General features: G+C 36.1%; 31 protein-coding genes and 1 pseudogene. 11 read left to right on the forward strand and 21 right to left on the reverse strand.

The window, feature by feature from the left end:
- Positions 1-104: 104 nt before the first annotated feature.
- From AC3WOM_RS07000 to AC3WOM_RS07015, 4 genes are read right to left on the reverse strand one after another with little or no spacing between them, the layout of a single operon-like run.
- Positions 105-935, reverse strand: a complete 831-nt coding sequence (locus tag AC3WOM_RS07000) for a helix-turn-helix domain-containing protein (protein ID WP_492445819.1) — start codon at positions 933-935, stop codon at positions 105-107.
- Entirely contained in the window at positions 917-1,411 is a 495-nt protein-coding gene (locus AC3WOM_RS07005) for a DinB family protein (RefSeq protein WP_427537492.1), read from the reverse strand. Before AC3WOM_RS07005 ends, AC3WOM_RS07000 begins: the two co-directional genes overlap by 19 nt.
- A gap of 16 nt (positions 1,412-1,427) precedes the next feature.
- The gene (locus AC3WOM_RS07010) at positions 1,428-1,994 is read right to left on the reverse strand and encodes a nucleotidyltransferase family protein (RefSeq protein ID WP_492445821.1); all 567 of its coding nucleotides are present in this window, start codon (positions 1,992-1,994) and stop codon (positions 1,428-1,430) included.
- A 17-nt stretch (positions 1,995-2,011) separates the two neighbouring features.
- Entirely contained in the window at positions 2,012-2,158 is a 147-nt protein-coding gene (locus AC3WOM_RS07015; RefSeq protein WP_427537483.1) for a hypothetical protein, read from the reverse strand.
- A gap of 259 nt (positions 2,159-2,417) precedes the next feature.
- On the opposite strand from AC3WOM_RS07015, the gene AC3WOM_RS07020 reads away from it, so the two are divergent.
- The gene (locus AC3WOM_RS07020) at positions 2,418-3,218 is read left to right on the forward strand and encodes a sulfite exporter TauE/SafE family protein (RefSeq protein ID WP_492445823.1); all 801 of its coding nucleotides are present in this window, start codon (positions 2,418-2,420) and stop codon (positions 3,216-3,218) included.
- Between the two features lie 38 nt (positions 3,219-3,256).
- Here AC3WOM_RS07020 and AC3WOM_RS07025 read toward each other — a convergent pair.
- The 3 genes and pseudogenes from AC3WOM_RS07025 to AC3WOM_RS07035 form a co-directional block, all read right to left on the reverse strand.
- Positions 3,257-3,456: pseudogene (locus tag AC3WOM_RS07025) on the reverse strand (DUF4440 domain-containing protein); the annotation flags it as partial.
- A gap of 65 nt (positions 3,457-3,521) precedes the next feature.
- Positions 3,522-4,391, reverse strand: a complete 870-nt coding sequence (locus AC3WOM_RS07030) for a DMT family transporter (RefSeq protein WP_492445825.1) — start codon at positions 4,389-4,391, stop codon at positions 3,522-3,524.
- 29 nt (positions 4,392-4,420) lie between these two features.
- Positions 4,421-5,380 carry a proline dehydrogenase family protein gene (locus AC3WOM_RS07035; RefSeq protein ID WP_492445827.1) on the reverse strand — a complete coding sequence of 320 codons (960 nt, stop codon included), beginning with the start codon at positions 5,378-5,380 and terminating at the stop codon, positions 4,421-4,423.
- Positions 5,381-5,493: 113 nt separating this feature from the next.
- Here AC3WOM_RS07035 and pdxR point away from each other — a divergent pair, with 113 nt between their 5' ends.
- Both pdxR and AC3WOM_RS07045 read left to right on the forward strand, forming a co-directional pair.
- Complete coding sequence (gene pdxR / locus AC3WOM_RS07040; protein WP_492445828.1) at positions 5,494-6,894, forward strand: MocR-like pyridoxine biosynthesis transcription factor PdxR; 1,401 nt, start codon at positions 5,494-5,496, stop codon at positions 6,892-6,894.
- Positions 6,895-7,104: 210 nt separating this feature from the next.
- Positions 7,105-7,596: an SRPBCC family protein gene (locus tag AC3WOM_RS07045; RefSeq protein ID WP_492445830.1), complete on the forward strand. Its 492-nt coding sequence runs from the start codon at positions 7,105-7,107 to the stop codon at positions 7,594-7,596.
- Between the two features lie 144 nt (positions 7,597-7,740).
- Here the strand turns inward: AC3WOM_RS07045 and AC3WOM_RS07050 are convergent, their stop codons facing one another.
- From AC3WOM_RS07050 to AC3WOM_RS07060, 3 genes are all read right to left on the reverse strand, one after another.
- A complete protein-coding gene (locus AC3WOM_RS07050; protein ID WP_492445832.1) occupies positions 7,741-8,568 on the reverse strand; it encodes a hypothetical protein in 828 nt (275 codons plus the stop codon).
- Positions 8,569-8,635: 67 nt separating this feature from the next.
- The gene (abc-f, locus tag AC3WOM_RS07055) at positions 8,636-10,267 is read right to left on the reverse strand and encodes a ribosomal protection-like ABC-F family protein (RefSeq protein ID WP_492445834.1); all 1,632 of its coding nucleotides are present in this window, start codon (positions 10,265-10,267) and stop codon (positions 8,636-8,638) included.
- A 348-nt stretch (positions 10,268-10,615) separates the two neighbouring features.
- Positions 10,616-11,065, reverse strand: coding sequence for a hypothetical protein (locus AC3WOM_RS07060; RefSeq protein WP_427537459.1), 450 nt, complete (start codon positions 11,063-11,065; stop codon positions 10,616-10,618).
- A gap of 396 nt (positions 11,066-11,461) precedes the next feature.
- Between AC3WOM_RS07060 and AC3WOM_RS07065 the strand changes: the two genes are divergently transcribed.
- Complete coding sequence (locus AC3WOM_RS07065) at positions 11,462-12,322, forward strand: endo alpha-1,4 polygalactosaminidase (protein WP_492445835.1); 861 nt, start codon at positions 11,462-11,464, stop codon at positions 12,320-12,322.
- A 21-nt stretch (positions 12,323-12,343) separates the two neighbouring features.
- Here the strand turns inward: AC3WOM_RS07065 and AC3WOM_RS07070 are convergent, their stop codons facing one another.
- Together AC3WOM_RS07070 and AC3WOM_RS07075 are read right to left on the reverse strand one after the other, a co-directional pair.
- A complete protein-coding gene (locus tag AC3WOM_RS07070) occupies positions 12,344-12,862 on the reverse strand; it encodes a DNA-deoxyinosine glycosylase (protein ID WP_492445837.1) in 519 nt (172 codons plus the stop codon).
- Positions 12,863-12,880: 18 nt separating this feature from the next.
- Positions 12,881-13,675: a DUF2268 domain-containing putative Zn-dependent protease gene (locus AC3WOM_RS07075; RefSeq protein WP_427537450.1), complete on the reverse strand. Its 795-nt coding sequence runs from the start codon at positions 13,673-13,675 to the stop codon at positions 12,881-12,883.
- A gap of 108 nt (positions 13,676-13,783) precedes the next feature.
- Here AC3WOM_RS07075 and AC3WOM_RS07080 point away from each other — a divergent pair, with 108 nt between their 5' ends.
- On the forward strand, positions 13,784-14,044 hold the full coding sequence (locus tag AC3WOM_RS07080) for a hypothetical protein (protein ID WP_427537447.1): 261 nt from the start codon (positions 13,784-13,786) through the stop codon (positions 14,042-14,044).
- 59 nt (positions 14,045-14,103) lie between these two features.
- Here AC3WOM_RS07080 and AC3WOM_RS07085 read toward each other — a convergent pair whose 3' ends face one another.
- From AC3WOM_RS07085 to AC3WOM_RS07095, 3 genes are all read right to left on the reverse strand, one after another.
- A complete protein-coding gene (locus AC3WOM_RS07085; RefSeq protein ID WP_492445840.1) occupies positions 14,104-14,841 on the reverse strand; it encodes a polysaccharide deacetylase family protein in 738 nt (245 codons plus the stop codon).
- A gap of 246 nt (positions 14,842-15,087) precedes the next feature.
- Positions 15,088-15,960 carry an RNA polymerase sigma-70 factor gene (locus AC3WOM_RS07090; RefSeq protein ID WP_492445841.1) on the reverse strand — a complete coding sequence of 291 codons (873 nt, stop codon included), beginning with the start codon at positions 15,958-15,960 and terminating at the stop codon, positions 15,088-15,090.
- A 14-nt stretch (positions 15,961-15,974) separates the two neighbouring features.
- Complete coding sequence (locus tag AC3WOM_RS07095; RefSeq protein WP_492445843.1) at positions 15,975-17,156, reverse strand: NAD(P)/FAD-dependent oxidoreductase; 1,182 nt, start codon at positions 17,154-17,156, stop codon at positions 15,975-15,977.
- 177 nt (positions 17,157-17,333) lie between these two features.
- Here AC3WOM_RS07095 and AC3WOM_RS07100 point away from each other — a divergent pair, with 177 nt between their 5' ends.
- The 3 genes from AC3WOM_RS07100 to AC3WOM_RS07110 all read left to right on the forward strand — a co-directional run bounded on the left by AC3WOM_RS07100 (position 17,334) and on the right by AC3WOM_RS07110 (position 19,136).
- Positions 17,334-17,636 (forward strand): YunC family protein, encoded by a 303-nt coding sequence (locus tag AC3WOM_RS07100; protein WP_427537435.1) that lies wholly within the window; start codon positions 17,334-17,336, stop codon positions 17,634-17,636.
- Positions 17,637-17,836: 200 nt separating this feature from the next.
- Positions 17,837-18,442, forward strand: a complete 606-nt coding sequence (locus AC3WOM_RS07105; protein ID WP_492445933.1) for a DUF2238 domain-containing protein — start codon at positions 17,837-17,839, stop codon at positions 18,440-18,442.
- 43 nt (positions 18,443-18,485) lie between these two features.
- Positions 18,486-19,136: an SIMPL domain-containing protein gene (locus tag AC3WOM_RS07110; protein ID WP_492445845.1), complete on the forward strand. Its 651-nt coding sequence runs from the start codon at positions 18,486-18,488 to the stop codon at positions 19,134-19,136.
- Between the two features lie 51 nt (positions 19,137-19,187).
- Here AC3WOM_RS07110 and AC3WOM_RS07115 read toward each other — a convergent pair whose 3' ends face one another.
- Positions 19,188-19,835 (reverse strand): uridine kinase family protein, encoded by a 648-nt coding sequence (locus AC3WOM_RS07115; protein WP_492445847.1) that lies wholly within the window; start codon positions 19,833-19,835, stop codon positions 19,188-19,190.
- Between the two features lie 10 nt (positions 19,836-19,845).
- Positions 19,846-20,385: a histidine phosphatase family protein gene (locus AC3WOM_RS07120; RefSeq protein ID WP_492445848.1), complete on the reverse strand. Its 540-nt coding sequence runs from the start codon at positions 20,383-20,385 to the stop codon at positions 19,846-19,848.
- 293 nt (positions 20,386-20,678) lie between these two features.
- On the opposite strand from AC3WOM_RS07120, the gene AC3WOM_RS07125 reads away from it, so the two are divergent.
- Positions 20,679-21,455: a hydralysin-2 gene (locus AC3WOM_RS07125; RefSeq protein WP_427537420.1), complete on the forward strand. Its 777-nt coding sequence runs from the start codon at positions 20,679-20,681 to the stop codon at positions 21,453-21,455.
- Positions 21,456-21,534: 79 nt separating this feature from the next.
- On the opposite strand, the gene AC3WOM_RS07130 is transcribed toward AC3WOM_RS07125, so the two are convergent.
- The 3 genes from AC3WOM_RS07130 to AC3WOM_RS07140 are packed head-to-tail and all read right to left on the reverse strand — an operon-like array spanning position 21,535 to position 24,038.
- Complete coding sequence (locus AC3WOM_RS07130) at positions 21,535-22,395, reverse strand: DUF4097 family beta strand repeat-containing protein (RefSeq protein WP_492445849.1); 861 nt, start codon at positions 22,393-22,395, stop codon at positions 21,535-21,537.
- A gap of 28 nt (positions 22,396-22,423) precedes the next feature.
- A complete protein-coding gene (locus AC3WOM_RS07135) occupies positions 22,424-23,122 on the reverse strand; it encodes an ABC transporter permease (RefSeq protein WP_492445851.1) in 699 nt (232 codons plus the stop codon).
- Positions 23,115-24,038, reverse strand: a complete 924-nt coding sequence (locus AC3WOM_RS07140; protein ID WP_492445853.1) for an ABC transporter ATP-binding protein — start codon at positions 24,036-24,038, stop codon at positions 23,115-23,117. The genes AC3WOM_RS07135 and AC3WOM_RS07140 overlap by 8 nt, the downstream gene beginning before the upstream one ends.
- A 158-nt stretch (positions 24,039-24,196) precedes the next feature.
- Here AC3WOM_RS07140 and AC3WOM_RS07145 point away from each other — a divergent pair, with 158 nt between their 5' ends.
- Together AC3WOM_RS07145 and AC3WOM_RS07150 are read left to right on the forward strand one after the other, a co-directional pair.
- Positions 24,197-24,919: a response regulator transcription factor gene (locus AC3WOM_RS07145; protein ID WP_427537408.1), complete on the forward strand. Its 723-nt coding sequence runs from the start codon at positions 24,197-24,199 to the stop codon at positions 24,917-24,919.
- Entirely contained in the window at positions 24,910-26,001 is a 1,092-nt protein-coding gene (locus tag AC3WOM_RS07150; RefSeq protein WP_492445854.1) for a sensor histidine kinase, read from the forward strand. Before AC3WOM_RS07145 ends, AC3WOM_RS07150 begins: the two co-directional genes overlap by 10 nt.
- A 55-nt stretch (positions 26,002-26,056) precedes the next feature.
- Here the strand turns inward: AC3WOM_RS07150 and AC3WOM_RS07155 are convergent, their stop codons facing one another.
- Entirely contained in the window at positions 26,057-26,968 is a 912-nt protein-coding gene (locus tag AC3WOM_RS07155) for a DMT family transporter (RefSeq protein WP_492445856.1), read from the reverse strand.
- Positions 26,969-26,971 lie beyond the last annotated feature (3 nt).

The following is a 26,971-nucleotide window of genomic DNA, read 5'->3' on the forward strand; positions in this document are numbered from 1 at the left end:
TCGTTTTGAAAAAGAGCTATATTTTTTTATTTGTCACCTTGATTTCATTGACATAATAGTATTTCAACAACATGAAAGCTATTTCTTTTTCAAGAAATAGCTTTCTATACATATTTAGCTTCCTCCATTATTGCTTTCCGATAGACAGTTGGGGACATTCCCGTACATTTTTTGAAAACCCGGCTAAAATAAAAGCAATCTACGTAACCTACACATTCTGCTATCTCCGCTATCGTAGAATCGTGATATTCCAATAAATCCTTCGCTCTCCGTATACGGTATTCTGTTAAGTACGTGCTAGGATTCATACCCGTATGTTGCTCAAATAAATAAGCAAATCTACGACGCTCTACACCGAATTCCTCAGCTATCTTTGAAACTGATATTTGCTTAGCGTAGTTCTCATGTATATACTGTAAAGCTTGCTCCATAATGTCACTTGCTGTATCAAGAATCTTCACTTTTGCCGAAATAAGGATAGTCTCCAAGAGATTCATAAATAATGTTTTAGATTTCAATATTGCCATATTTCCAGGCAATGATTGACTCTCTATTAATTGCTGGACATAATCTATAATTTTTGTATGATAGCCTGTATCAATTAAAAAATGCTGATTTGCTAAAGGGTATTTGTTGATTTCTTCTATAGGGATATAATAATGGACAACTGCATATTCCCAAATCTGATTACCAATAACCTTAATTTCAATTGGCATTTGGGGTCCTGCATGTATAACCATACCAGGCTCCATTATGTATGGTACGCCATTGAAACTAAAGCTAGCATTTCCTGCAAGTGGAACAACTAGACCACACTTACCAGGGGCAGTTGTTCGCCCTCTATCTACTTGATTAGGCATCATCCTATTTGAAAAAATATCCGTAAATTTCACAGTTGCATGTGCATAGTAGTCAATTAAATGCTTGATATCCATTTTTCAGCTCCCACATTTTTTAAAGCACTTTGGATTTGTGAAAAATGATGAAGATCGTGATCTATTAAACCAGTAAAGTAACTTAATAATGTTAATTCAGAAGCCCCTATTTTCAATGATTGCTGCCATCGTTGGTCTTCTATCTGATGAATTGCACCAATTAGTAAATTTCTATTTTCTAAAAAAATTTCAATCGTTTCCTCTTTACTTTTTAACCGACTTTCCTTTGCGGCATGTGCATTTATTTCTTCAGCATTTGGTCCCTTTGGTAGAATTTCATCAGCCAAAAGAAATGGTAGCCGGTGATGGTACACGAATTCATCCCATGGAGTAAGATGTCCAATTACTTCTGCCACTGTCCATTTTCCAGGTTCAATAGGTAAACGCCATTGTTCCTCCGTCAGTTCCACTAAACCTTCCACAAATTGTAGAGACGCTTCATAATGAATGAGTATTTGATTTTTATCGTGATACAAACGCTATAGCTCCTTCCTAATCGTTAACAATCTGTAGCTTTGGCCAAATAGATGTCCAATTTTTCTGCTGAATTCTGCGCTTATAAATTTCATGCATTAGCGTGTCTTTCTGAAAATACGGTGTAGGAGCAACAATCCCAGAAATTAAATGCTGAATACCATGGGGTGCAGCGATTTGAAGAATTCCATTGGTAAGTCTTATACCAATAGCTGTTGGCGTTTCGGGAAAATGAGCAACTCCATCCATCGAAGAATGATAAGGTTTAGTGTTATTCACTACATGCATTCTCGCTTGATTTTTCACAGACCATGGCTCATTTGGTAATAATTCTCTCAGCTTTTGCTCATACTTTTTTTCATCTTTTTCTGAAAGACTTGCTTTATCAAAATATATCACATCAATATCAGCTAAAGGTGTTCTGCTTTCATAATGATGAAGATAATCCCATACCTTTGAACGAATAAATCCAGCACAAATCCAGGAATCTGGTAACTCTAGCCTCTCCACAGCTGCTACTATTTCCATCATCCAACTATCTGCTTCAATTAAGTGTTTTAACTCTGCTTCTGTTTTTAAAATCATCGTATCAGCCCCAATTTTCAACAATAAATCCATTTCTTTATTTCTGTAGCAACACTGTGTCCAGCAACAGTAATAGGCGCCACTTCTAGATCATATAGACTAGCATGTAAAAAGATTAAAGTTGGATTTTCGATGTTTCCCCATTGATAGACATGTTGCTGCATAATAATTCTCCTCTACATTCTGTTCCGAAATTTTTTCCATTAATTACTATAGTAATGATAATATTTGTTTTATCCAAGGATTGATATTATTTTTGCTCTACGTTATTAGGAATGAGTGAAAGTTGACTTCTTATAGCTATACCTTATAGCAATTAAGAGAAAATACATAAATTTTATTTATAGAAATCTAAAAATAATATATTAGATTTATCAATCGATTCCATCTACCCTTTAACTAGCAAAGCTAAAGGAGATGCTTATGAAAAAATCTTTTATTTTAATTGTCACACTTATTATTGTAATAGGACTTTTTTATACGAGGCTTTCACTAACACTTGTTAGTATAGGGGTTATTGCTGCTTTTATTGGTACCCTTGCGGGAGGTGGCGGGCTTATAACAATCCCAGCCATGATGCTTGTGGGTATACCTATCCATACAGGCATTGCTACAAATAAATTTTCTACAGGCGTCGCAGCATTATCTAGTATCTTTTATCTCCTTTATCAGCAGGAGCTTCGCCTAGCTTCTATTGTGAAATATGTCGCTATCGCATTTACTGGAGGAGTTTGCGGGGCACTTTTAACAGTAGCCATGTCAGAGCAGATCATGAATATGATTGCTTGTATACTACTCATTCTCGTATTGTTTCTAACGTTAAAAAGAAAAGAATGGACTGCACAGTCAGATGGAAATAAGGCAAATCATAGCTATACATTATGGCAGCCATTTTTTATTTCGGTATATGATGGTGGCTTTGGTCCCGGCTCTTCAACCTTCAGCATATTACACTATTTACGCCAGCATCATTCTTACATAAAGGCTGTACAGCTTACACGCGTACTTCTGTTCGGAAGCTGTACAGGGGCATTTTTAGTCTTTTATCAAACTGGTTTTATACAATGGAAATATGCGATTGCAATGGCAGTAGGCTCTATTATTGGCTCTCAGCTAGGGCTATTAGTTTTACCAAAAATCCCTATGAAAGCGGCGAGAATACTACTAACACTAATCATTTCATTGTTGCTAATTCAAGTTATAGTAAAAATCTTAACTACTTAGATGCTCATGAATTAACTTCCATTTATCGTTTTCTTTTTTTGTACATCAGTAGCCGAATATATTTCTTGCTCGATTACCTTCCATGCATGATTAAAATAATTGCCTCTATCCTCTAAGGTTGTGCATGTTTTATCGGTAAACCAATAGACCGCCTGTGGATGCAATATTTCCTTTACATTTTAAAATCATGGGAATTCGTATCTGTAATATATTGCGTTAAAGCTTGCTGATACGTCAAGATAACCCCCCCTTTTTTAACAAAAATAAGTCACTATAAAATATTTATTATCTCACCCAAACGATTCATTGAGTTTCTTCCATTTGAATCTGAGTCGATGGCCTTGGCAGTAAATAAAGGGCTCCCAAAATAAATACAAATCCTCCACATTGAAAGAATGAAATTTTTTCACCTAAAAATAACGAGGATAACACGATGCTACTAATCGGTAAAAAGCTTGTTAGGATACCTGCTCTTGTTGCAGAGATCCTTGCGAGTCCTTGCTGTATAAGAATAAATGCCAGCACGGTTACAATAAGCCCGAAATAGACTACTAACCCCCATTCAGCAAAAGTTACTTCTTTAAAGGCAAAGGAGCGACTTTCTGCTATGGCAAAAGGAAAAAATAGCACAGCTCCAAAGCAGCTTACCATTGTAGCAACCGTAAGAGCACTTACTCGCAAAGAGAGAGATTTGCCCAATATGATAAATAAAGATTCACAACAAATAGCTCCTAAAATAAGTAGATTACCCACTAATGAGATCAAATCTATCGTAGATAAGCTAGTAATATTTATTAACACTGTTCCAAAAACAGCCATTAGTACACCAAGCCCGTTATTTCTCGTAAAACTTTCCTTTAATAAAAGAACTGACAGAACAGCTGTACATGCCGGCAGTGTGCTCGTAATAATACCTGCCTCGATAGCTGTCGTTTGTGAAAGACCCTTGAGCATTAGAACATTAAATAGAAAAACACCAAACAATGCCTGTAGGAAGATTGATAAATAATCTTTTCCTTTCAGCACTGAAAATCCCTCTACTTTCAACCATAAAGGTACTAGAACAGCAGATGCTACAAGAAATCTCAGTTCATTTGCTAAAAATACAGGAAAGCTTTGTATGATGACCTTACCAGCTACAACCGAGCTACCAACAATACTCATCGCCAGCATAACTTTCCCACTTGCCCACATTTGCTTATTCAGTAATCCTCACTATTTTCTAAGATTGAGGGATTTATTATATCTGTTACGGCAAGATATAAATTTTCAGGATATTCTGCAATACGGTGGCATAAGTATAAAAACCACTCAGTTCCATAAGTCAAATAAACTCTGCATGGGTACCCGTTCTTTTTTAATTGCTGTATCAATGCTGGCTGTACACCATATAGCATCTCTATCTCCACATTTGGCTGTTGAAAGTATTGACGCTTCTCCATTTCTAAAATAAGCCCTTCATCATGTGTAGCAATTGAAATTGGATGCTTTGCTTCTAGTAACTGTCCAACAAAATGAAGATAACGTTCGTTTAATTCCTTTGATCTTGCCATCGCAATATCGTCAGGCTCCTGAAAAGCGCCTTTTACCAGCCTTATTCTTCCTGGATATTGAATCAACTGTTCAATATCCATCTCTGTACGATAAAGATGAGCCTGCAACGTAATCCCTATATTCGGATATTGCATAGCTATTTTTTTATAGATTTCGATAATGCTGCTCGTCTTGGAGGACTCCTCCATACTAATCATCAATGTAATACCGTACTGCTGTGCTTTCTGTGCTAGCTCCTGTAAATGTGTATAGGCAAAATCTGCGTTTACTGAAAGGCCTATATGAGACAAATCAAACGATACAGTTTGATTGAATGAAAGAGCCCCTGTGTCCTCTATAAGCTGTAAAAGTTCCTCCTTCGCCTTTTGACATTCCACAATATCCTTTGTATTTTCTCCCATGAATTCTAGTGATATTTGATAATCCTTTGAGACAAAATCTTGAGCAATCCTTATCGCCTCCTGCCTCTTTTCACCAGTAACATAACGTTTTGCCGCCTCCCATAATAACGGATAAAGCTCCGCTGATTGCTGAACGGTATGTTTCGTTCGCTCATTTCTTGCTGCTGATCTTAAAGCTTGAATCACTAATTCCTCTTCATTTCTCATCTTTATTCCTCCTCATTGCTATTTGTCAGTACTTTAACATGGTAAAATTGGTAGCTGTAGAGCCACTTTATAGAAACTTTTAAGGTACCAATTTCAAGAGGAGGCGAAATATATTGTTATGGATACCGATTGACCGTTCTTCAGCTATACCTTTAAATCGGCAAGTCTACCAGCAAATTCGTGAAAAAATTTTAAGCGGTGAACTACAAGCAGGCGTGAGACTTGCATCAACCCGTGAGCTTTCTACTCAGCTAAACGTTTCAAGAAATGTCATATTGGAGGCTTATGATCAACTTTTAGCCGAAGGTTTTTTAGCTGCACAGAGAGGTTCGGGTACATTTGTTGCAGAGGGCGCGTCTTTAACAAGAGTATATCCCCCACAAGAAATACAGGAAGTTGATCATATACATGCAAAGAATGATATCATTAATTTTCGCTCAGGAACCCCAGCACTAGATCTTTTCCCTCGCAAAACTTGGGCAAAGCTCTCACATCAGCTATGGAATGATAGCGAATCAACGAATTTGGGCTATGATTTACCTGAGGGTCGTCTAGAATTAAGACAAACATTGGCATACTACTTGAAGAGAACAAGGGGAGTTCATTGTCATCCAGAGCAAATCATCATAACATCCGGTGCTACACAAGCAATGACATTAGTGTCTAGATTACTTTTATCACAAAATGACATAGCCATAATGGAAGATCCTATTACCAATGATATTCAAACAATCTTTACATCCTCTGGTGCTACAATTTATCCCATCCCTGTTGATGAGGATGGGATGAAAACTACTTTATTGCCAGAAAGCATTGAACCAAAATTTATATTTCTCACACCTTCACATCAGTTTCCATTAGGCGGTACATTACCAATACAGCGCAGAATTCAATTAGTCCAATATGCAAGAAATCATCATTGTTATTTGATTGAGGATGATTATGATAGTGAATTTCGCTATGAGGGATTGCCCGTAAGCTCCTTACAAGGTCTAGATCCAGAGCATGTACTGTATATTGGGTCCTTTAGTAAGATTCTCTCTCCAGCACTACGCATCGGGTATATTGTTTTGCCGACACATCTTATTGAAAAATGCAGGAAGCTAAAATGGTTTACAGATTTACATACACCCTCTTTAGAACAACTTACTCTTGCACGATTTATAAGCGAAGGCTACTTGGAACGCCATATTGCGAAGATGAAGAAATTTTATAAAAGGCAACGTGACTTTCTTATACAATGTTTACATACAGCCTTTTCTACTAACATAAAGATACTTGGTTACTCTACAGGTTTGCATTTAGTTGCTGAATTTAAGGACATTCATTTTTCTCAAGAGATATTGTTAAAAATCGAACAATTTGGAGTTAAACTATACCCAGTGGAGGATCATACCATTGTAAAGGGAAACTATCATAATCGAATAATTATTGGCTATGGACATTTGAAGCAGAAGGAAATTGAAGAGGGCGTGGAAAGACTACTGCAAGCACTAAATTCAATGGTAAAATAAGAAAAACACCTTTTGTACAATTAATAAGACTAATAAATGAAAAAAACAGTGAATATAATTTACTTTTATAGGGGATCTTTTGAAAATAGATAATCAATATTATGAATCTAAAAATGAAATAAATACAAATGTATTGAAGAACTTAAAGTAATTTTGGAAAAGGCTATATCGAAAAGAAAGGCTTAGAGTTAAAAATAAGGAGGTTACCCTATGCTTGCTACAATTCAAAAACAACAAAATCATTATATCGTCAAGTTCAGTCGCTCATTGCCCCATCCAACGGAGAAGGTTTGGGCAGCTTTAACGGAAAATGATAAGCTTCAAAAATGGATGAATAACTTAGAAATCATCAATCTACAGAAAAATGGCAAAATCCACTTTAATATGAATGATGGCACAGATGACTTTTTAGAAATCCAGATTACAGATTATGTAGTAAAAGAGGTACTTGAATTTGATTGGGACAATGATACGGTCAGATTTGAACTCTCCCCCATTGACAACGGCTCGGTACTTCTACTAGCAGAATCAATTGGTGAATTAACGGAGCATACTCCTAAAGATTTAGCTGGCTGGCATATATGCTTGAACCTGCTGTCAGACTTATTAAATGGAACGATACATGAGGAATTTCCAATGGAAGAATGGCAAAAACGGTTTACAGAATATAAACAGCTCATAGCGAAGATAGAAAAGATTTAAAATTTTTTTAAGTTTGTTCGAAAAGCTCTTCTTCAAAATCTTCCTCTGGGGTCTTATCTTGATTCAACGGCATTTGTACGCTGAACAATAGAGGTATAAAACAACCCTCCTAGAGCCCTATACTCTGCTCTAGGAGGGTTTTAATTAATGATAAAATGCTGTTGCTATTTCAAGTGCTTTTAGCGGATCTTTTATGGAATCAAGTGTATAGACAAGAGTTTCATCCTGCCAAACAATTAAATTTCCTGTTTCATAAACATCTAAATGAGCAGAGCCGTTTTGCTTTGGAACTGGGAGCATATGCGTTTCTAAAAATTGTACTGCCTGCTTTGCAAGCTTTACGCCAGTTTCCGGATTGTCTGTTCGCGTATGAGTCGCTATTGCCCATCTCCCCTCATTCCAGCCAGTCCATAACGAACCAACGCCAGCATCCTGATAGCCTTTAATTTTATTGCCAAGATCAACCTCCTGACCGCCATTTTTGCTAAAGTTTTCAAAGGCAATCTGCTCATTGGCTTCTTTTGTACTTCCATATTGCTTCACAGTAAGTCTTGCAAGCACTGTTGCAGATTGTGGATTTTTAAGCTTAATATCATTAATAGGTAAATACTGTTCACTTTCATAAAATATAATTTCAACTTGTTGATTCTCAGCCTTAGTCGTCGCCGTTAGGAAAGCACCTTCTGGAATAGGAAGCCTTGCTGGCAGATAAATAGGAAGCTCTGTTTTAAGCTGGTCCTTAATATTTTTTAAAGCTTCAGCCTGTGTAATGGATGCTACCGTATTTTCGTTATTGCCATTCGTTTCAGGGCTATCATTCTGCTTTTCAGGTGTCTGTTGCTCTTCCTGTTGTTGATTTTCTTGTGGTGGAAGGTCTTTTTCAGGTTGCGTATTATTTTTTTCCTCACTGTCAGAGCAGGCGCTGATGATAGTGAAACTTACTAGCATTAATGCAAAAAGTAGTTTTTTCATGACATTGCCTCCTATTTTTAAATGCTTTATTATTTTATTTTTCCCTACCCATTATCGGCTTAAACGTTTATTTTAGTTCATTAATTCGCTTCGTCAGCTCATTAAACTTTTGATCTAGCGAGGCATATTCCTTATCCTTTGTTGTTAAAAAACTCAGCTTCCCTAATATCTCTTGTCTTTCTGTCTCAAGCGTTAAACGCAACGTCTCTTTAGTATCAACTGTTGAGGGAGAATGATCGCTCCATTTTATCTTGATACGCTGATCGCGTAGCTCCCACACACTATCCGTCACCTTTTCAAGAAAATATCGATCATGTGATACTACAAGCAATGTACCCTTGTATTGAGCAAGTGTTTTCTCCAGCTGTTCACGTGATGGTAAATCAAGATGATTTGTTGGCTCATCCAAAATTAGAACGTTTTTATTTTCTAAAATATACGCCATCAGCTTACATTTCACTCGCTCCCCCATACTCATCTTACCTATTGGAGATGTCCAATGGGCTGGAGTAAATCCTAAATGCTTCATGAGATTTCTTACCTTACCGCGCTCTTCAAAGGTTTCTTTATAAAAAAATCGCTCTGGTGTCTGCTCGAGTGGCAAATCAAATACCTCTTGTGTTAAATAGCCAATATTTGCTGCAGGGGATATCCAGATCTCTCCCTCAGCCTTTAACTGACCTAAAAGTATTTTTAATAATGTCGTTTTTCCACTGCCATTGGTTCCCGTTATAGCTATTTTATCTCCAAATTTAGCCGTCAAATTAACATCCTGAAACAGGAGCCGTTCCTCAAAGCACATCTTTAAACGCTTTGTCTCTAGCATCCTCTTGCCCACTCGTTGATTTGTACTTAAAGTAAAACGTATTTCATCTTCTGGGACAACCGCTTCAACCTTATTCTTTGCTAACTCCTTCTCTAATCTTTTTTTCTTTGACTTAATCTGTGAATCCATTCGCTTTGCTTTGACACGATGATACTCCTTAAATCCCTCCTGCTTTGTAGATTGCGTATGTGCCATTTGAGACCAAGATGTTAACGCCTGCATTTGGTCTTCTATTCGTTCAATATTTTTCTGCTGCTTTTCATATGCCCTTTGCTGAGTTAGTCTTCGATGCTCTTTGGCCACCATATAGCTTGAATAATTACCACTATGTTCAATAAGTTTTCCTTCTTCCAATGACCAAATTTTCGTTGCAATCTCATCTAAAAAATACCGATCATGGGATACTACAATAATTATGCCAGTGTAATTTTTTACTTGCTCTATCAATAAAGCCGTACTCTGCGCATCCAAATGATTTGTTGGTTCATCAATCAAGAGTATCTGGGCGTCTTTGGAAAAACCTTCTGCAAGCCGCATTTTCAGCTTTTCTCCACCACTTAAAGTAGAAAAAGGTACATTGGGAACTCTCCATTTTGCAAGTAAATCAGCCTCACTCGCAGTAACCTCCATCAAATCAAAATTTGCTAGCTCCTGCTCTACATACGCAACTTTTACAGAATGCAGCCAACGTAGCTGTCCTGTAGTAGGCTCTAATAACCCTGAAATTAATTGTAATAATGTGGATTTACCTGCTCCATTTCTTCCGATGATGCCAATTACCTCGCCTTGTTTCACGGTAACTGAAACATTGTCAAAAATCACTGTATCGTTTATTTCAAATCGCACATCCTGTAATTGCAAAATTTCTTTCATAGTATACATTCCTCTCCATTCAGAGGGACAAAAAAATCCCTCCAAGATTTTGGAAGGATTAGTCGCAACAATATCATGCACAAATAAGCTCTTTAACAGCTATCTTTGTGATCCATTACTAAAAATGCAGTTTTCTCGTTTTTTCACATAGGGAAAACAAGCACAACTAAGCATCAACAAATGATTATCGACACAAGCTGCAGTTATGGAATATGGGCAGACTAATCCTATTTTTGAGTCATTGAAAAACCTTTTTCATGTACAAAAATTAAGATTAGTTGTTCATTAGCCACCCATCGTCCCTTCATTTTTCGTTACAATCATTGTAACAAAAGCCAAATATTTATACTACCTAAAACATTCAAAGGAACGAATGCTATTCCTAGTAATGGTACGGAAGCGCCAGCCATAGCGATTGCTCCATCTAAAACCTGCTACAAATTCCCGCCCTACCGCAGTTGGGAAAAACCAAAAACTTCTTCCATTATTCATCCAAATAAACGTATTTCTAAATAGGCAGGATCGAATGCCACTTGAGCCTACTTGCCAGGCTGGAATAGGTGGTGAAAAGCCTGGTGGCGTGCTCATTGGCATTTGACCTGCTGGTGGTGGTCCAAAATTAGGCGGTCCAAACGACGATTCAAAATTAGGTTCATTCCAACCCGGGCGTCGGAAGTTCTCCCCATATGGATTATTATAATACAATATAAACTCCCCCCTTTTACTTAAGTCAGTATATGAAAAAGGGCGAATAACTGTTGCACCATTGCCTAGAGAATACATTTTATCTTCATTCAACAGAAGACTCCCACCTCTACAGGTGGTGAGATGAATGCGGTTTTGTTTCCTTTTCAGTGGGTGTTCAAACACCTACTGAAATAGAGGAACTCAGTCTAAGAACGCCACGTCCTGTGGCAACAACTGAGTGACCAACATCATGTTGCTGCCGCTACGTTAGCACTACGCTTTCGCACAAAAAAACATCTGTTGGCCCAAAGCCTCCGGCGGATGTCACGGATTTTCATAGGAATGAATTGTGAAGGCACAATTCAAAATCCGGACGCATTGTTTATCTGTGCGAAAGCGAAGCGACAGCAACAATTACGCCAAGGCGAAATTGATACTTAATCTTCTAACAACCAACTAACGAATCTTGTATAATAAAAGGGAGTTTTTTCAAAGAAAGGGGTACTTATGCGAAAAATCGCTTTTATTATCACTACGATTCTATTATCCTTGGGCATTTGCACCTATTTTTATACTGCTAATCATGCAGCTGAATCTACCAATATTTCAGAAAAACTAGCGGCAGTGAAGGATTACAAATATTATTTAGATAAAGGTAATGAAACAATTGATAAAGAAATGGCTAAAGTTGACCTAGTCATAGTGGAGCCTATTGAAATGCAACAGCACTATATTGATCGGGCTCAAAGAAACGGGACATTAGTGTATGGTTATATAAATGCTATGGAAGCAGACAAGTGGAATTCAGAGCTTTATAATCAATTACTGGAAGAGGATTTTTTTAGGGATGACCGTGGAGAGAAAATGTATTTCTCAGAATGGGATTCCTATTTAGTCAATATGACCTCTGCACATTATCAGGAGATTTTGCTAGAAGAAATTAAAACTCAAATTGTACAAAAAGGGTTAGATGGTGTTTTTTTAGATACTGTTGGCAATATCAATTCCTTCTTACCTGAAAAAGAACAGCAGGCACAAAATGAAGCAATGCTGTCCTTCATAAAAAAGATAAAGCAACAATATGATGGACTATCGGTTGCACAAAATTGGGGATTTCAAACGCTAGCTGATTATACAGCTCCATATGTCGATTTCATTATGTGGGAAGACTTTACATATGAAGTAGTTGGGAAAGATGAATGGTCATTAGATATGATGAAGCAATTAGTCCAAATTCGTGAAAAGTTCGGTACACAGGTTATGACAATCGGATTTAACGATGAAAAGAAAAGTCGTGCATTGGCTGAAAAATATGATTTTAAATTCTTTTTTAGTCCAGCAGGATCTTACTACAATACATGGCAGTAAAATAACCTCCGACAATGGAGGTTATTTTATGTTAGGTAAATAGGGGCTCATTACTTGCCAATCCTTGAGCTTTTCCTCAAAAGATTTAATATTTTTACCAGGTATAGGGCTAGTCGAGGGCATTTTTTGATACACACGATCAACTAAAACTTCAAAACCAATATGCCTTTTAAAAACATCAAAAGCCTTTGCTCCATTAAAAAGTACTAACTCAATATTAGGATAGTGCTCAAAAAGCATTTGAAAATCATTTGGTTTTTCATTGCGAATGGCTGCATCTAAGCTTCCTTTACGCTCACACGATGCTATTGTATCCCAAAGACCAATATGATTGTTCTTTAATAATTGTAACCTTTGTTCATAAACATTTGGGATTGTTATCTCTAATATTTCCCCAATAATCAACCAAAAGTGGTTGCGTGGGTTACCATAATATTGCTGCTTCTCTAATGATTGTTTACCGGGCATTGAGCCCACAATTAGCACCTTCGTTGACAAGTCAATAACGGGCGGTAATACATTTTTAAGTTCATCTGACACGCAAACCACTCCTTTCTTCTATTGTAACGGAAAATCAGAGCCAATAAGTATCTCCTTCGAATTTTTCAAATGAAGTTTGTTTGATGAATGATTTTTTATATACGTCCTTACAATTTCATAGCCAATGCAATATCCAATCCACTGTGGTAGCTTTCCACCATATAAAAACTCTGTATGTTGTGCCAATCCCTGACTATCCATCTGAGATAAAAAATACTTATTCCATATTTCCAGCATCTTTTCCATCGTGTAATACTTCAACCATGGTGCTAACCATTCGTCTCCATAAATTTCTTCTACTGCACATTCTGCCAAGCCCTCTAAAATTAAAGAATCCAACAAGGTCACTTCGTTTAAAGATTTTTTTAAAAAATGCAGACGACAAACATGATTGTATTCATGTGCAAATAATGCACGAAGTTCCTGTTTTTTAAGTTCCCCAACAAATAAAAAAATGGCATTAGGATAGGCTGCGCCATTTTTATTGGTCATTGTTTGTTCCAATGTTATAGGAAATATATAGATCGGTATATTGGGTCCATTCCATTTTTCTTTTAAGTAGTTAAATTCTTCTTGCACAACTAGCCAAACATTTTGACCTTCTAACTTTTGAATAGCTATGTTTTCATGCGGCAAATATAGCCCCTGCTGCTGCAATTCAAATTGTATTTCTTCTGGATTTCCATCATTAAAGATCTCTATTAGACGATTACAAATGATAGTGCGCTGTAATTCATAAAGATTCCGCTTAGGCATAAGCTTTTCAATCTCCATAATTTCATGTAACCACTCATTTGTTGGTATAACTGACATTCTCACACCTCCAACTATAGTTTATGTATCCAATAGACAATCGGCTAATGATGGGTAGATGAGGCAGCATATATTATCTTGTAAGGAAGCCGAAAGGAGGGATAATTTGTGAATCCAGCTGATACTTATAATCTTTGCTGTCAATATCAAGGGAAACGTGTAAAAATTACAGAATCATCCGGAAAAGTACATTATGGAGAAATATCTAGAGTAGATAGAAGACAGGTATGGATTCTACCTGATAGACGATTTGGTGGTTATGGTTTAGGTTTTTGGGGTTGGGGTTTTAGAGGAGCAGCAGCCTTCGGTGTTGGCATCGCATTTGGAACAATTGTTGGGATTGCACTTGCACCACTACTATTTTGGTAATTTAATTATATAGAAGAGAAATAAGCCATTCAAGCAATTGTTGAAATGGCTTATTTCTATTATTGCACTTGCTCTTTCTGCTGTTTGCTTTCTATCAGCTCGGATATCGTGACAAATGTATAACCCTGCTTTTTCAGCACTGGCAATATTTCCTCCAGCGCTTTAATGGTTTGACTGCGATCGCCGCCTCCATCATGGAATAAAATAACATCACCGGGCTTTGATCCCTTCAGCACCTTTTGTGTAATTTTCTTTACACCTGGCTGCTTCCAATCCTGAGTATCCTGATGCCAAGACCACATAACAACTTTGTATCCATCCTTAACAGCGGCATTAATCATTGAATCATTATAGTTACCACCTACAGGACGGAATAAAGCTGGGGAAAATCCAGTTATGCTATAAATTATTTCCTTTGTCTGACGCAGTTCCTTCTGCAATTCAGCTACAGAAACTTTAAACGGATGTGAAAACGTATGATTGGCTAACTCATGTCCTTCAGAATAAGATCGTAAAACAACCTCTGGATATTTTTCTGCATTTTTTCCAATAATAAAAAAGGTAGCCTTTGCATCATACTTTGCCAATAAATCTAAAATAGCTGCTGTATACTTAGGATGTGGTCCATCGTCAAAGGTGAGGGCAATTATTTTGTCTTCTGTATTGATATCCCACACAACTTCTCCTGTCTCCTCATAGTAGGGACGACCTTTATCCGCATACGTTATGAGCTCTGTAGAACATACCGATATGATAAAAAAACAAATGCTTAAAATCATTACATATTTACGTGTCATAGCATCACCTCCCAAGTCACATTCACATTACTCCGTCAACTTACTATTTACGAATTACAATGAATTATACTTGAGAAGGATTGGCGGTTTTCCCCTTTAATTATTACTATAATCTTCTTTTAATCGCTGTTAGAATTATTATTAATCATCCTAATTTAAGTTTGTTTAACAAAAAAAAGCCGACAATACTAATAAACTAATTAATTCAAGTATGAAAAAAGTTGATTCTTTTCTAAATTATTTCCCTTAAATGTATTTTATCTTGTCAGGATTCACCATATAATAGATGGCTTCAATTTGTCCATGTGCTATTTTAAATCCTATAATAGCCTGAATACTGTTATTTAATTTTAAGGCTAAGCCAGCTGCTCCATTGATATTCATCATATCGAATTGATAATTACTATCCTCAAATTTACGGGTTAGAGCAAATAATAAATGGGAAACCCTTTCACGACCGTAAATAGGATGTAGTGCAGCTGTAGCTTTTCCTCCCCCATCAGCATAATAAATAACATCCTCCTTTAAAATATGAACAAGCTGCTCCATCTTCCCTTGCTGAAAAGCAGCAACAAAATCCGAAACTGTTTTTTCTATTTCTAACTTGTTTGAAACAACACAGTTTTTATTCGCTAATTCTGGCAGCCTTCTTTTAATTCTACTTAAAATTTTCCTGCAATTTATCTCATTTTTTTGTACAATATCAGCTACTGTCGAATAATCATATTCGAATACCTCACGCAAAATAAAAATAGCTCTTTCAATTGGATTTAACTCCTCAAACAACATCATAATTGCCAATGAAATACTAGTATCTTGTAGAATACTAAACAATGGATCTTCTTCATGCATTGCTAATGGTTCTGGAAGCCAAGTTCCCGTATATATTTCTCTCTTCTTCCTTGAAGATTTTAATAAATCCAAGCAACGATTAGTCACCATTTTGCAAAGCAAGGCTTTCATATTGTCGGTATTTTTGACTTCCATTTTTCCAAGCTGAGTAAATACATCCTGTACAATGTCTTCAGCATCTGATGCACTACCAGTCATGCGATAGGTAATCGAAAATAACAGTGATTTATGCTCTTTATAAAGTACACTAATTTGCCCATTGTCCATAATTCACCCCGAATTTATTTGTGAAGACTAGCTAAATCCCATGTATAATTTCTTATTCTAGCCCCTAATTTTCCAGTGACCGTGAAATCAAGTCCCCATTTTTGGGTCCACATAAAACCACTATTTGGTCCTAAGCTAATACAGAAAAACTTTACAGGATAGGATTCATGCAATATCACTAATGGTACTCCATTAATGGCAGCCTTTAATATTTTACTTAATCTTGTTGCTTGCGTAATGGCTTCTTTACAGGTCATACCATCAGGCTGATTATTTTTATGGTCTACTATGAAAGCACAATCACCGATGGAATAGATATGAGGTTCATTTTTCACCTGATAGGAATGATTTACAATAATTTTATGTTGTTCAGTTAAAGGTAAATCCAATTTTTGAATTACCGGATTTGCCTCAACTCCAGGATTAAAAATACAAGTATCTACAGCATATTTTCGACCATCTGAGGTAAACAATTGACCATCTTTCCAATAGGATACCCTTGTTTTATGTTTGACCATTACACCATGTTTATTTAGTTGATTGATTAGTTTTTCGCTTACTTTTGCTGGCGCATCTGGCAAAAGACGATCCTTTGTATCAAATAGGAGGACTTCTACTGAACTCGATTGAACTCCTACTTCCTCCAATTTTTCCTTAGACCATACGGCAATTTCAGCGGCAGTTTCAATACCTGCGATTCCACCACCTACAACAGCTATCTTAAATAAACGTTGATCTTGCTCAGATTTCCCTAATGCCTGAAATGATTTCATACCTGCTACTAAATCTTCTTTAATCTTTAAGGCGCTGTGTCCATCTTTCAAGGTAATCCCACCAATTTCTTCAGGAATCGATCGAATAATACTGCCAAATGCTAACACAAGATAATCATATGAGACATTGATAGTTTTTTCATTCTCCACCTTAATTATTAGTTGCTGCTTGTGCTTATTTAATGTTAATGCTTCTCCTCGAATAAACTCTATTCCATCCTGACAATACTCACTAAATGGCACTTTCAAATTAATATCCCTAATCGCAGCACGAACAAGTAAGACCTTTTTAAAATGATAACTATTTTTATCAATTAAAAGAACTCTTACTGATTTTCCGATTTGACCTTGGAATTCTTTTTTTAGCCCCTCTAACAAATTTATTCCTGCGTAACCTCCACCAATAATAACTATGTTCTTCATCACAACTCCTCCTTTTTCCTTAAAACGATTACATCGCCTCCGTTGTGACATCATTTTCAACATTTCTTATCATTGATGAAATAAAAATACGTTATGACCTAATCGTATTTTTTATTGAAAATGTCGAACACCTTCTTAGCTCCTGCCATATGTATATAGAGAAAAGGAGTGATTTTGATGGTGACAATAGAGCCTATAATGATTAAGGGGCATTTTTTCACTGCGGTGGTTGTTCAATTACCCAAAACAACACTACTAACGGTTTCAAATGATACAGGCTATATTATGTGTGGGGCTTTAGATGTCGGTTTGTTAAATGACCGCCTGGCTGATCGAAAAATAATCGCTGGGCGAGCTGTTGGCGTAAAAACAATCGATGAATTATTGACAGCTCCCCTAGAGTCAGTGACCTATGAAGCACAACTGCTAGGTATTACTGAAGGAATGTCTGGTGTAGAGGCATTATTAAAAATGATCTAAAGCTATCAGTAGAAGTTTATACCTGACGCTTCACTTTAGGTACAGTAAAGATCTGCTGAATCAAGATAAACAAGGCGTCAGTGCAACACTTGACTAGACGCTTTTTTAGCTGATGTCATATATATATATTTGTATAACATAGCCACGCTTTCCCTATACTTTGGGCAAAGGAGTGTGCATGATGAAATAAAGATAGGAAAATACATGTCATCTTATTATTTATAGTAATGATTATTTTTCTGTGGTCTGTAATAAAGCCAGCCTCCTATTTGGATTGGCTTGCAGAGGTAAGTCCAGCCGTTGTAGCTATTATTATTATTACAGCCATCTATAATAAATTCCGCTTCACAACTTTTTCTTATTGTATTATCGCTTTTTTATCCATCTTAACGTTTATTGGTGGACACTATACCTATTCAGAGGTCCCTCTTTTTAATTGGATTAAAGAAGAATTCCATTTACAGCGAAATAACTATGATCGCTTTGGTCATTTCTTTAAAGGTTTAATGGCGATAGTTATAAGGGAAATATTAATAAGAAAGACGCCATTAACAAAAGGGGCTTGGTTATCAGGCATTACAATTAGTATTATGCTTGCTATTGCAGCTATCTATGAAATCATTGAATGGTTAAGCACAAAAATCTCCAAAGGTAGTAAAGGATCAAAGGATTTTGTCGGAATGCAAGGCGATCGCTGGGATGCACAATGGGACATGTTTTTAGCCCTTATTGGAACACTTTTAACATTGCTGCTATTTACCAAATTAAATGATAAATTATTAAAAAACATAAAAAATAAAGGATAGCAGGCAGCATAGTTAGTATGAGCCTTTAGAAAGGTGGTTTTCGATGTATTATTCAACTAGTAGTCAGCAAGTTCCTTATGCACAGCGTGTCATCATTGTGAATGGTCATGGAAGAGTAATGGCAAAGGCAAGCTATGCACAGTTTCAAGTTGAAGTAAATACGCGAGGGAAAAATGTACAGGATGCACAGAAGGAAAATGCGATAATAATGAATCGTGTTATGCAATCTCTGTTAGCACTTCAAATCCCAAGAGAACATATTCAAACAACAGGCTACACGATTTCTCCTCTTTATGATTTTGAGAATGGTAAACAAATTTTTAATGGCTATGAAGTGACCAATGCCATAACAGTAAAGGTGACTGACACAAATCAGGTTGGTGCAGTTATTGACACAGCTGTACAAAATGGTGCAAATCGTATTTCCTCCATTCAATTTAACATAGCCGATGCGGATGTCTATTACCAGCAAGCACGTACTTTAGCTCTCCATAATGCCCAAATGAAAGCTAAAACAATTGTAGCAGCGATGCATTTACCTTTACTGCCCCAGCCAATTGAAATTGTTGAGGAACATGAGGGTAGCCCCGTCCTCTATAAATCCATGGCGATGACCGATTCAGCAATTGCTACACCTATTGAACAAGGACAAATGGCAATTAATGCAACAGTACGGGTGAAATTTCAATATTAATGACAAGAGCTTTCTGCCCTTTTGAATTGCAGAAAGCTTCTTAAAAACAATTTAAAAATCAAATGTATTTTTTTCTAGGCAAACTATATCATCCGACGTTTTAACGATAATATCAAAATGCTGACTATATGAATGCATAAACAATTCATATTGAATGCGTCGTTCCTTATGAGACTGCCTTAAATAATCAATATTTGTTCCCCTTTTAAGTACATCTCGACCTGATCTTCTCATTAATTCCGTATCACCATCTGTATAAAAATAAATTTTCAAATCAAATAATTCCGGATTAATAAATGCCACACTCATTCCCTCTACAATCGTTACTTTTGCTTTTGAAGAAATTAGCTCACTTTTCATATAATGTGTATTTATGGTCAATAAATCTAGACCTTCTCTAACCATTTGAACATCTCTTTCCAAGGAAGGCAAATGATGTGCCGCTGGATGACAAGCAGTCATTTTAAAGTGACGATGTTCGTTTTGATATGTATAACTGATAATTGTTTGCATACGTATTTCCGAACTAACAATATAAGGGTCTGTATTGATATAATTCGTTTCATCTTGATTTAGTAGATGTATAAGCCTATTGGCAAACGTAGTTTTTCCTGCTGCACCATGTCCAGAGATACCGATAACGATTGATTTATCTTCCTTTTTGACCCAAGTAACAATTTCTTGTAATAACCTATCCATACTTTTCCTCTCATTTCCAAATATGTTCTAGTGTCACTGTATTATTCTTCACAGCTAGCTGATAGACATCTGGATTACTTAGATTTTTCCAAAATTGAAAATCTACATCCCTTTGATAATGTTTTAATAGTAAGGTAATAATATTTCCATGGCTAACAATAATTGTATGATCAGCCTCATTTCGAAATATCTCCTCGACAACATTTACGATACGCCTCATTGCCTCCTCGCTGGACTCTCCACCCTCAAATCTTATTGCCATATCTATAAAGGTTGCTTGTAGCCTTTCATACCAATCTGTTAAATCTCTAGTGCTTAAAATCCGTTCTGTAAGGCGTTCATCAACTTCAATATCGATATTTTTCCTTGTACTAAGCGGCTCTATCGTTTGAATTGCTCGTAAAAAGGGACTTGCAATAATTCGCTTAATTTCTTTGTCAGCAAAAAAATCAGCTAGAACTTCTGCTTGCTGAAAGCCTTTTTCTGTTAAATGAGCATCTGATGATTGCCCTTGGGCTTCACAATGCCTGATTACATAGATATGTTTCACAATCAGAACCTCCTAGAGAAAATATGGAAAACCTACATCCTTATAACTTATCACAGTTTCCAATTTTCTAGAGGATCTTTGTTACAAAGTTTTGGTACAGCTAGATAATGGTAAGTCTTATTCATAAGCTCCCCAACCATTTTGTCTATTTATGTAAAAATAATACTATTTTTGCAAAATATAAAGACAAATATGGTTAATTAAGGTAATATACTTGTGGGTTATAGAACGCATATATGAATTTAATACACATAAATGTGTTTATATAACAACACAAATTAGGAGGTAACATAATGACAATTCAAGAAAAATTATCATTTACAGATTTACCTGCACTAAATTCAAGCCCTGAGAGTGTAAGACAAGCTTTCACAAATAAGTTTGGTACAAAACCTGATGGCATCTCTGTCAACAGTGAAACTTATTTTAATGCTGTTAAACCTGCGATCACAGAACAATATGGTCATCCTTGTTATAAAAGACTAGGTGACTTTAATTATACGAAAGGCGATGGCAAGCCACCTACATCTGCAATCGTTGGGAGCAATGTAGCAGTAAATTATGGAGATGAAGAGGCTACAATGACTTTAGAAGTTCAAGGAAGCTGGCAAAGTGAGCAATCTTGGTCTTCTGAAAGTACGACTGGTCTAACAATATCCTCCAAATTTACAATTGAAGGATTCTTTGAATCAGGAATGGAGTTTTCCGTTAGTACTACTGTTGGGGAATCAAAAACGGAGTCAGAATCAAGAACAGCTACTGCAAGTGTACAAGTAACTGTTCCTCCTAGAAGTAAAAAGAAAGTGACAATGGTTGGTACATTGAAAAAAGAATCTATGAACTTCCGTGCACCAATTTCTGTAGATGGCATGTTTGGGGCAAACTTTCCTAAACGAGTACAAGACCATTATTTCTGGTTCCTTGGTGCAAGCAGTGTATTAAATCAAACAACAGGAGAAATTACTGGCACTATTAAAAATACAGCTGTCTTTGATGTTCATACTGAAATTGGCAAAACAGAGCCACTGACTACAGAAGAGCTTAGCAAACTTGCTGTACTAGCTAAGTAACCCTAAATCATAGCTTGTAAAAAACAAATTAAGTTTTTTACAAGCTTTTTAATTATCCTCCAACTTCTCAATGGTCAGATTAATTAATAGAAATAACACCTTCCTTGCTAATAGCCTCCACTCGATTTGATGCTTCCCCAATTTTCCACTTTGTTGAATCTCCTTTTACTTTTTTAAAGTCCTTTAAATTAATTGTAATATCGGATGATTCACTTTTAGCTATAAGCTCTAAAGATCGCGGTGCCTTTGAATAGGACAACCTAATATCTCCAGAGCCAGATTCAATAAATAACGCTTTTTCTTCATTCATTTCATTTAATACTATTTCACCGCTCGTTGAGGTAATGTTCATCTGTGGGCTAGAGACACTTGTAATGTAACTATCACCATTTGCAGCAGCTATTGTTAACTCCTTGAAAGCACTATCTGTTATCTTTAATTCACCATCCTGTGACGTAATCTTACCTCTTTCAGCTGAGAATTCTTTAATGATTTTTGTTCCTGAATTATTTAAAATCGAAATCTCTTGAGCCGTAATAGTATTGATTGTTATATCTCCATCACTACTATTTATTTCAATTTTACGCAATGTATTAGGTGGTATTGAAATCTGAATAGTACCCTTTTTTCCAATGCTAATATTTTTTAAGACCCCGTCATCTGTATCAAATTGATGTATGCTTATTTTATTGCCATCCTTTTTGATGTCCACTGGAGCATTCTGCTTCTTTTGCTGCTTACCATCAACAGCAATCGATAATTTTTTAGATGTAGTGCCTACTAATTCTACATTCCAAGACTCATTATTTATTTCTAATACATCAATTTGCTTTGCATTAAAGGATTGCTGGTTTGCATAGTCTTGTTGTCCACTTGCTTTTAAAGCTACTACCACAGCAATTGAAATAATTAATAGTGAGGCGATAATTCCCTTTTTCACTTGATCCCCTCTTTTCTAATGATAGATTTTAAGTTAAATCCACTTTATCGACCTTTCGATAAGATAGATAGCCAATTAAAAGTCCTAATCCACACAATAGAATTGGCACAGCCATAATTTGAAATAGACTAGATGATGTCACTCCATCAGAAACAGTTGCATTAATGACAAATCCAATAAGTACAGCTGATGTAATGGTAGAAGCGATAGATTTCTTTCGCATACCAAAGTACAAAGGTATTAGGCTTACGCCAGCAGTCATAAAAGCACTCATAAAAGTAGATGGCATTGTTGCCAACATATCTTGTACGTCCGCTGGCTGCTGAAATAGACCTATCATCGGATTCAGAAAATAAATTAGTATATTAATCATGAATACAGCACTAATAATACTGACAAAACAAAAACCAAAAACGAGCGACAGCTTGGCCAGTATAATTTTTTTTCTTTTCAATGGATACGTAAACAATAATTGAACAGTCTTATTTTTATATTCATCTATTACCAAGCGGGATAGGATTACACTTGAAAAAATAATAAATACAATACGAATTAGAATATTTGTTAAGGACATAAATTCCGTATAATTTAAAAACTCCCCTTCGCCTTCTCCCCCTTGAGCCATTAGAGCAACAGCTACAAAAATGCTGATAATAGAAATCAATAAGCCCTTTATATAACCAGACATTCGATGCTTTTTCCATTCAAGTTTTAGTAATTTAAGCATGTGGATGCCCTCCATTAATTAATTGTAAGAAGTAGTCTTCTAAATGCTGTTGTTGCTTTTCAAGACCATTGACAACTATACCGCTGAGAATGAGTTCTTTATTAATTTGAGACTGTGAAACATTTTGCTCAAAAATTCGAATACAGTGCTGATTGACCACTTCATAATTACGAATTTCAAGCTTATTCTTGAGAACTTCAATTGCTCCCTTCAAATCGTCTATCTGGATTTCTAGATACACCACGTTTTCTTTACGAATGTCCTCCATTTTAACTTCCTTTAATAATTTTCCATCATGAAGAATGCCAATAGTGTCTGCTATCGATTCAATTTCTGAAACGATATGACTTGAAATTAAAATGGTGATACCATACTTTTCTTTTAGTTGCATTAAAAGCTCTCGTATATCTTTAATGCCAATTGGATCAAGACCATTGATGGGTTCATCTAAAATAAGAATTTCAGGATTTGTCACTATGGCGCGTGCAATTCCTAACCTTTGCTTCATTCCCAATGAAAATTCATCTATCCTTTTATTTTCTACGTTATTCAGACCAACGATTCTAAGCGCCTCCTTTACAGCCCCCTTATCATTAACACCACTATACTCACAGTGAAGCTCTAAATTTTCCTTGGCTGTTAATCTTTCATAGAATTCTGGGTATTCAATAATGCTCCCTATTTTCTTCAAGTATTGATAAGAGGTTGTAGAGATTGATGTATTAAAAATCTTTATTGCACCTGAGGTTGGCTTTACTAGGTTTAAAATCATTTTCATAATCGTTGTTTTCCCAGCACCATTCGGACCTAAAAAACCATAAATCTCTCCTCTTTTAATGTTCATATTGACGTTCGAGACAGTTTCCGCTCCCTTATAGCTCTTACATAATTGATGTATTTGAATAATGGTTTCCATTTTATCTTCTCCTTACTGTTTTAGAATTCATTACATTAAGCTTAATCAGTGAAAGTAAAATCAAAGTAAAGTCAACGGAAAATAACAGTAATTTTTTTACTAGAGGAAGGATATACAACTCAGAAGCTGTTATGATGAAATTGAAATGAGGGATACAAATGGAAGATATAAAAATCCTAACAGTAGATGACGAAATCGGCATTTTGAAACTTTTGAACATTACACTAAGGAAAGAAAATTTTACTAATATCGATTCTGCCTCCACTGGAAAAGATACGCTACAGCTTATAAAGGACAATCATTACGATATTATTTTGCTAGATATCATGCTTCCAGATATTAGTGGCTTTGAGCTTTGCACAGCGATTCGTAATCATACAAATACACCTATTATTTTTGTTAGTGCTCGCTCCACAGATTTTGATAAATTAACAGGGCTGGGATTAGGGGGCGATGATTATATAACAAAACCCTTTAATCCTTTAGAAGTGGTCGCTCGAATAAAGGCTATCCTTAGACGTCAAAAAATGTATGAAAATGCTCAGCAACAACTAGAGGCAAAATTTGATTTTGGTTATTTTACACTTAACCCTGCGACCGCCACACTCATTGTTAATAATTTGCCTGTAGAATGTACCGCAAAGGAGCTTGAGCTACTACAATTCTTTTGTAAAAATCCTAATCGTATTTTTACAACCTCTCAGCTTTATGAACTCGTCTGGGGCAATGATGTGTTTGGGGAGGAAAAGACTGTAACCATCCATATTTCAAAGCTGCGGAAAAAGCTTGGAGATGATACGCGGAAACCACGAATTATTGTGAATTTAAGGGGTATAGGCTATAAATTTATCCCTCCAAAAGAGGAAGCCATATGCGAATAAATACACGTTTTACAATACATCTTGCGTTAGGTATTATGCTGTGGATGCTAGTAAGTGGAATTTGTATTCTAATAGGCATCGAAGGAATCCTGCCGCTCTTTAAGAAAAACGCTAGTGAGGAGTATGAAAATTTATGGGTACTATGGATTTTTGGATTTAGTACTGTCTCCTGTATAGCTGTATTTGGATGGTACTTTGGTGGTCCTCTTGGCTTTATCATGACCTGGATTCAGCAATTATTTGAGGAAAAGTATACACAGCCCAAAGGACTTACCAACATCTATAACCGTAAAGGAAAGCTCCCTATGCGTTATCTGCTCTATCAAGAGGTCCTTCAGCATCTACAATCCTTATCAGGCAAATTAAAAGCTGCCGAGACAGAACGAGAAGAAGTGGAACAAGCAAAGCAAGAATGGATTGCAGGTATTTCACACGATTTAAAAACGCCATTAACCTATATTACTGGTTACTCTACGCTATTATTAAACGATCAATACGAATGGTCTAAGGAGGAAGCACGTTCCTTTATTCAAGAAATTGCAGATAAAGGAAGGCATATGGAGGAACTGATCCAAGACTTAAGTCTCTTTATTCAACTTAATCACCCAAATCAATTACCATTGCACAAAACAAATCAGGATATTGTGGAATTTACTAGAAGAGTTGTTGCCACTATTAGTAATAATCCACAGGCAAACGACTATATTTTGCATTTTCAAGCAGATACACCTGCCATACAGGCTGAATTTGATGCTAAATTCATGCAAAGGATTCTACAAAATGTTCTTATGAATTCCATTATCCACAATCCTCCTAACACAAATATTTATACACATATTTTCGATCACCCTGAATATGTAAATATCCACATTGTGGATAACGGTGTAGGTATGCCTCCACAAATGGTCGAAAATATATTTCAACAATATTATCGTGGAACGACAACTGAATCTTCCTCTGAAGGAACTGGGCTTGGCATGGCAATCGTGAATAAACTCGTTCAAGCACATAATGGAACTATTTCTATAGAAAGCCAGCTCTCAGTGGGAACAACCTTTCATATTACCTTACCTAAAAAATAATAAACCCACCTCTTGGCTGCGAAAAGCATTAAAGAGGTGGGCGTATATCATCTTGTCACGAATTCCCCCTCCTATTCCCAAAATAATTGGTTCCGATAACACCAACAACAATGCTGACTCCACCAATTAAATGGTAAAGATGAAAAGCTTCCTTTAAAAAAATAACGCCTGCAAGTATAGTAATGAATGTAGCTAAATTACTAAAAACGCTCATTTTAGAAGCTTCCAAAATTGATAAGGAATAATTTGATAAATAGGATGTCACAAGTGACGATAAAATACCTAAATAAACAATGGCAATAACAAAATCACCATGCATAAAAGGCTGAAAAAATTGAGGAAGTGTTTGATTGATTACATGATTTCCTATTGCTACCCCATTGAAAATAACAAATCCACAAAATGTCATCATATAAGTTAGCGTTATTAAAGGGTACTGCCTTGTAAGCTTTCTTGCAAAAACGTTATAAAACGATACTGCCAATGCAGATAATAAAATAAATAAGCTACCTATTACATTCCCTGCGCTTGCACCCTCATTGCTCATAAAAAGCATAAAGATCACGCCCGCAACTGAAAGGCCAATGAAGAAAAGCTGCAGATGTGATGACTTTTCCTTTAAAAGCACACTGGCAAGAATTAATGTAAAAACAGGAATCGTTGCTTGAATAATACCCGCCTCTGAGGAAGATATTTTAGCAAGCCCAAGAACTTGAAACGTAAAAAATGCAAGTGGATACAATATAGCTAGTGGTAAAATCCTAATTATATCCTGCCTACCTATTTTGAAATGATTTTTTGTAAAGCTCATAAAAATCACAATGCTGATAAAAGCGATGGAAAAACGATGGGCCAGTGTATCTATTGGACTTGCTACTGTTAATGCCACTTTTACAAACATAAATGACAATCCAATAATAAAGGCATAGCTGATAGCCGCTAAATAGGCTTTTCTTTGTGCTGTCATAGC

It is taken from the genome of Lysinibacillus sp. FW301-JW8 (assembly GCF_058788755.1).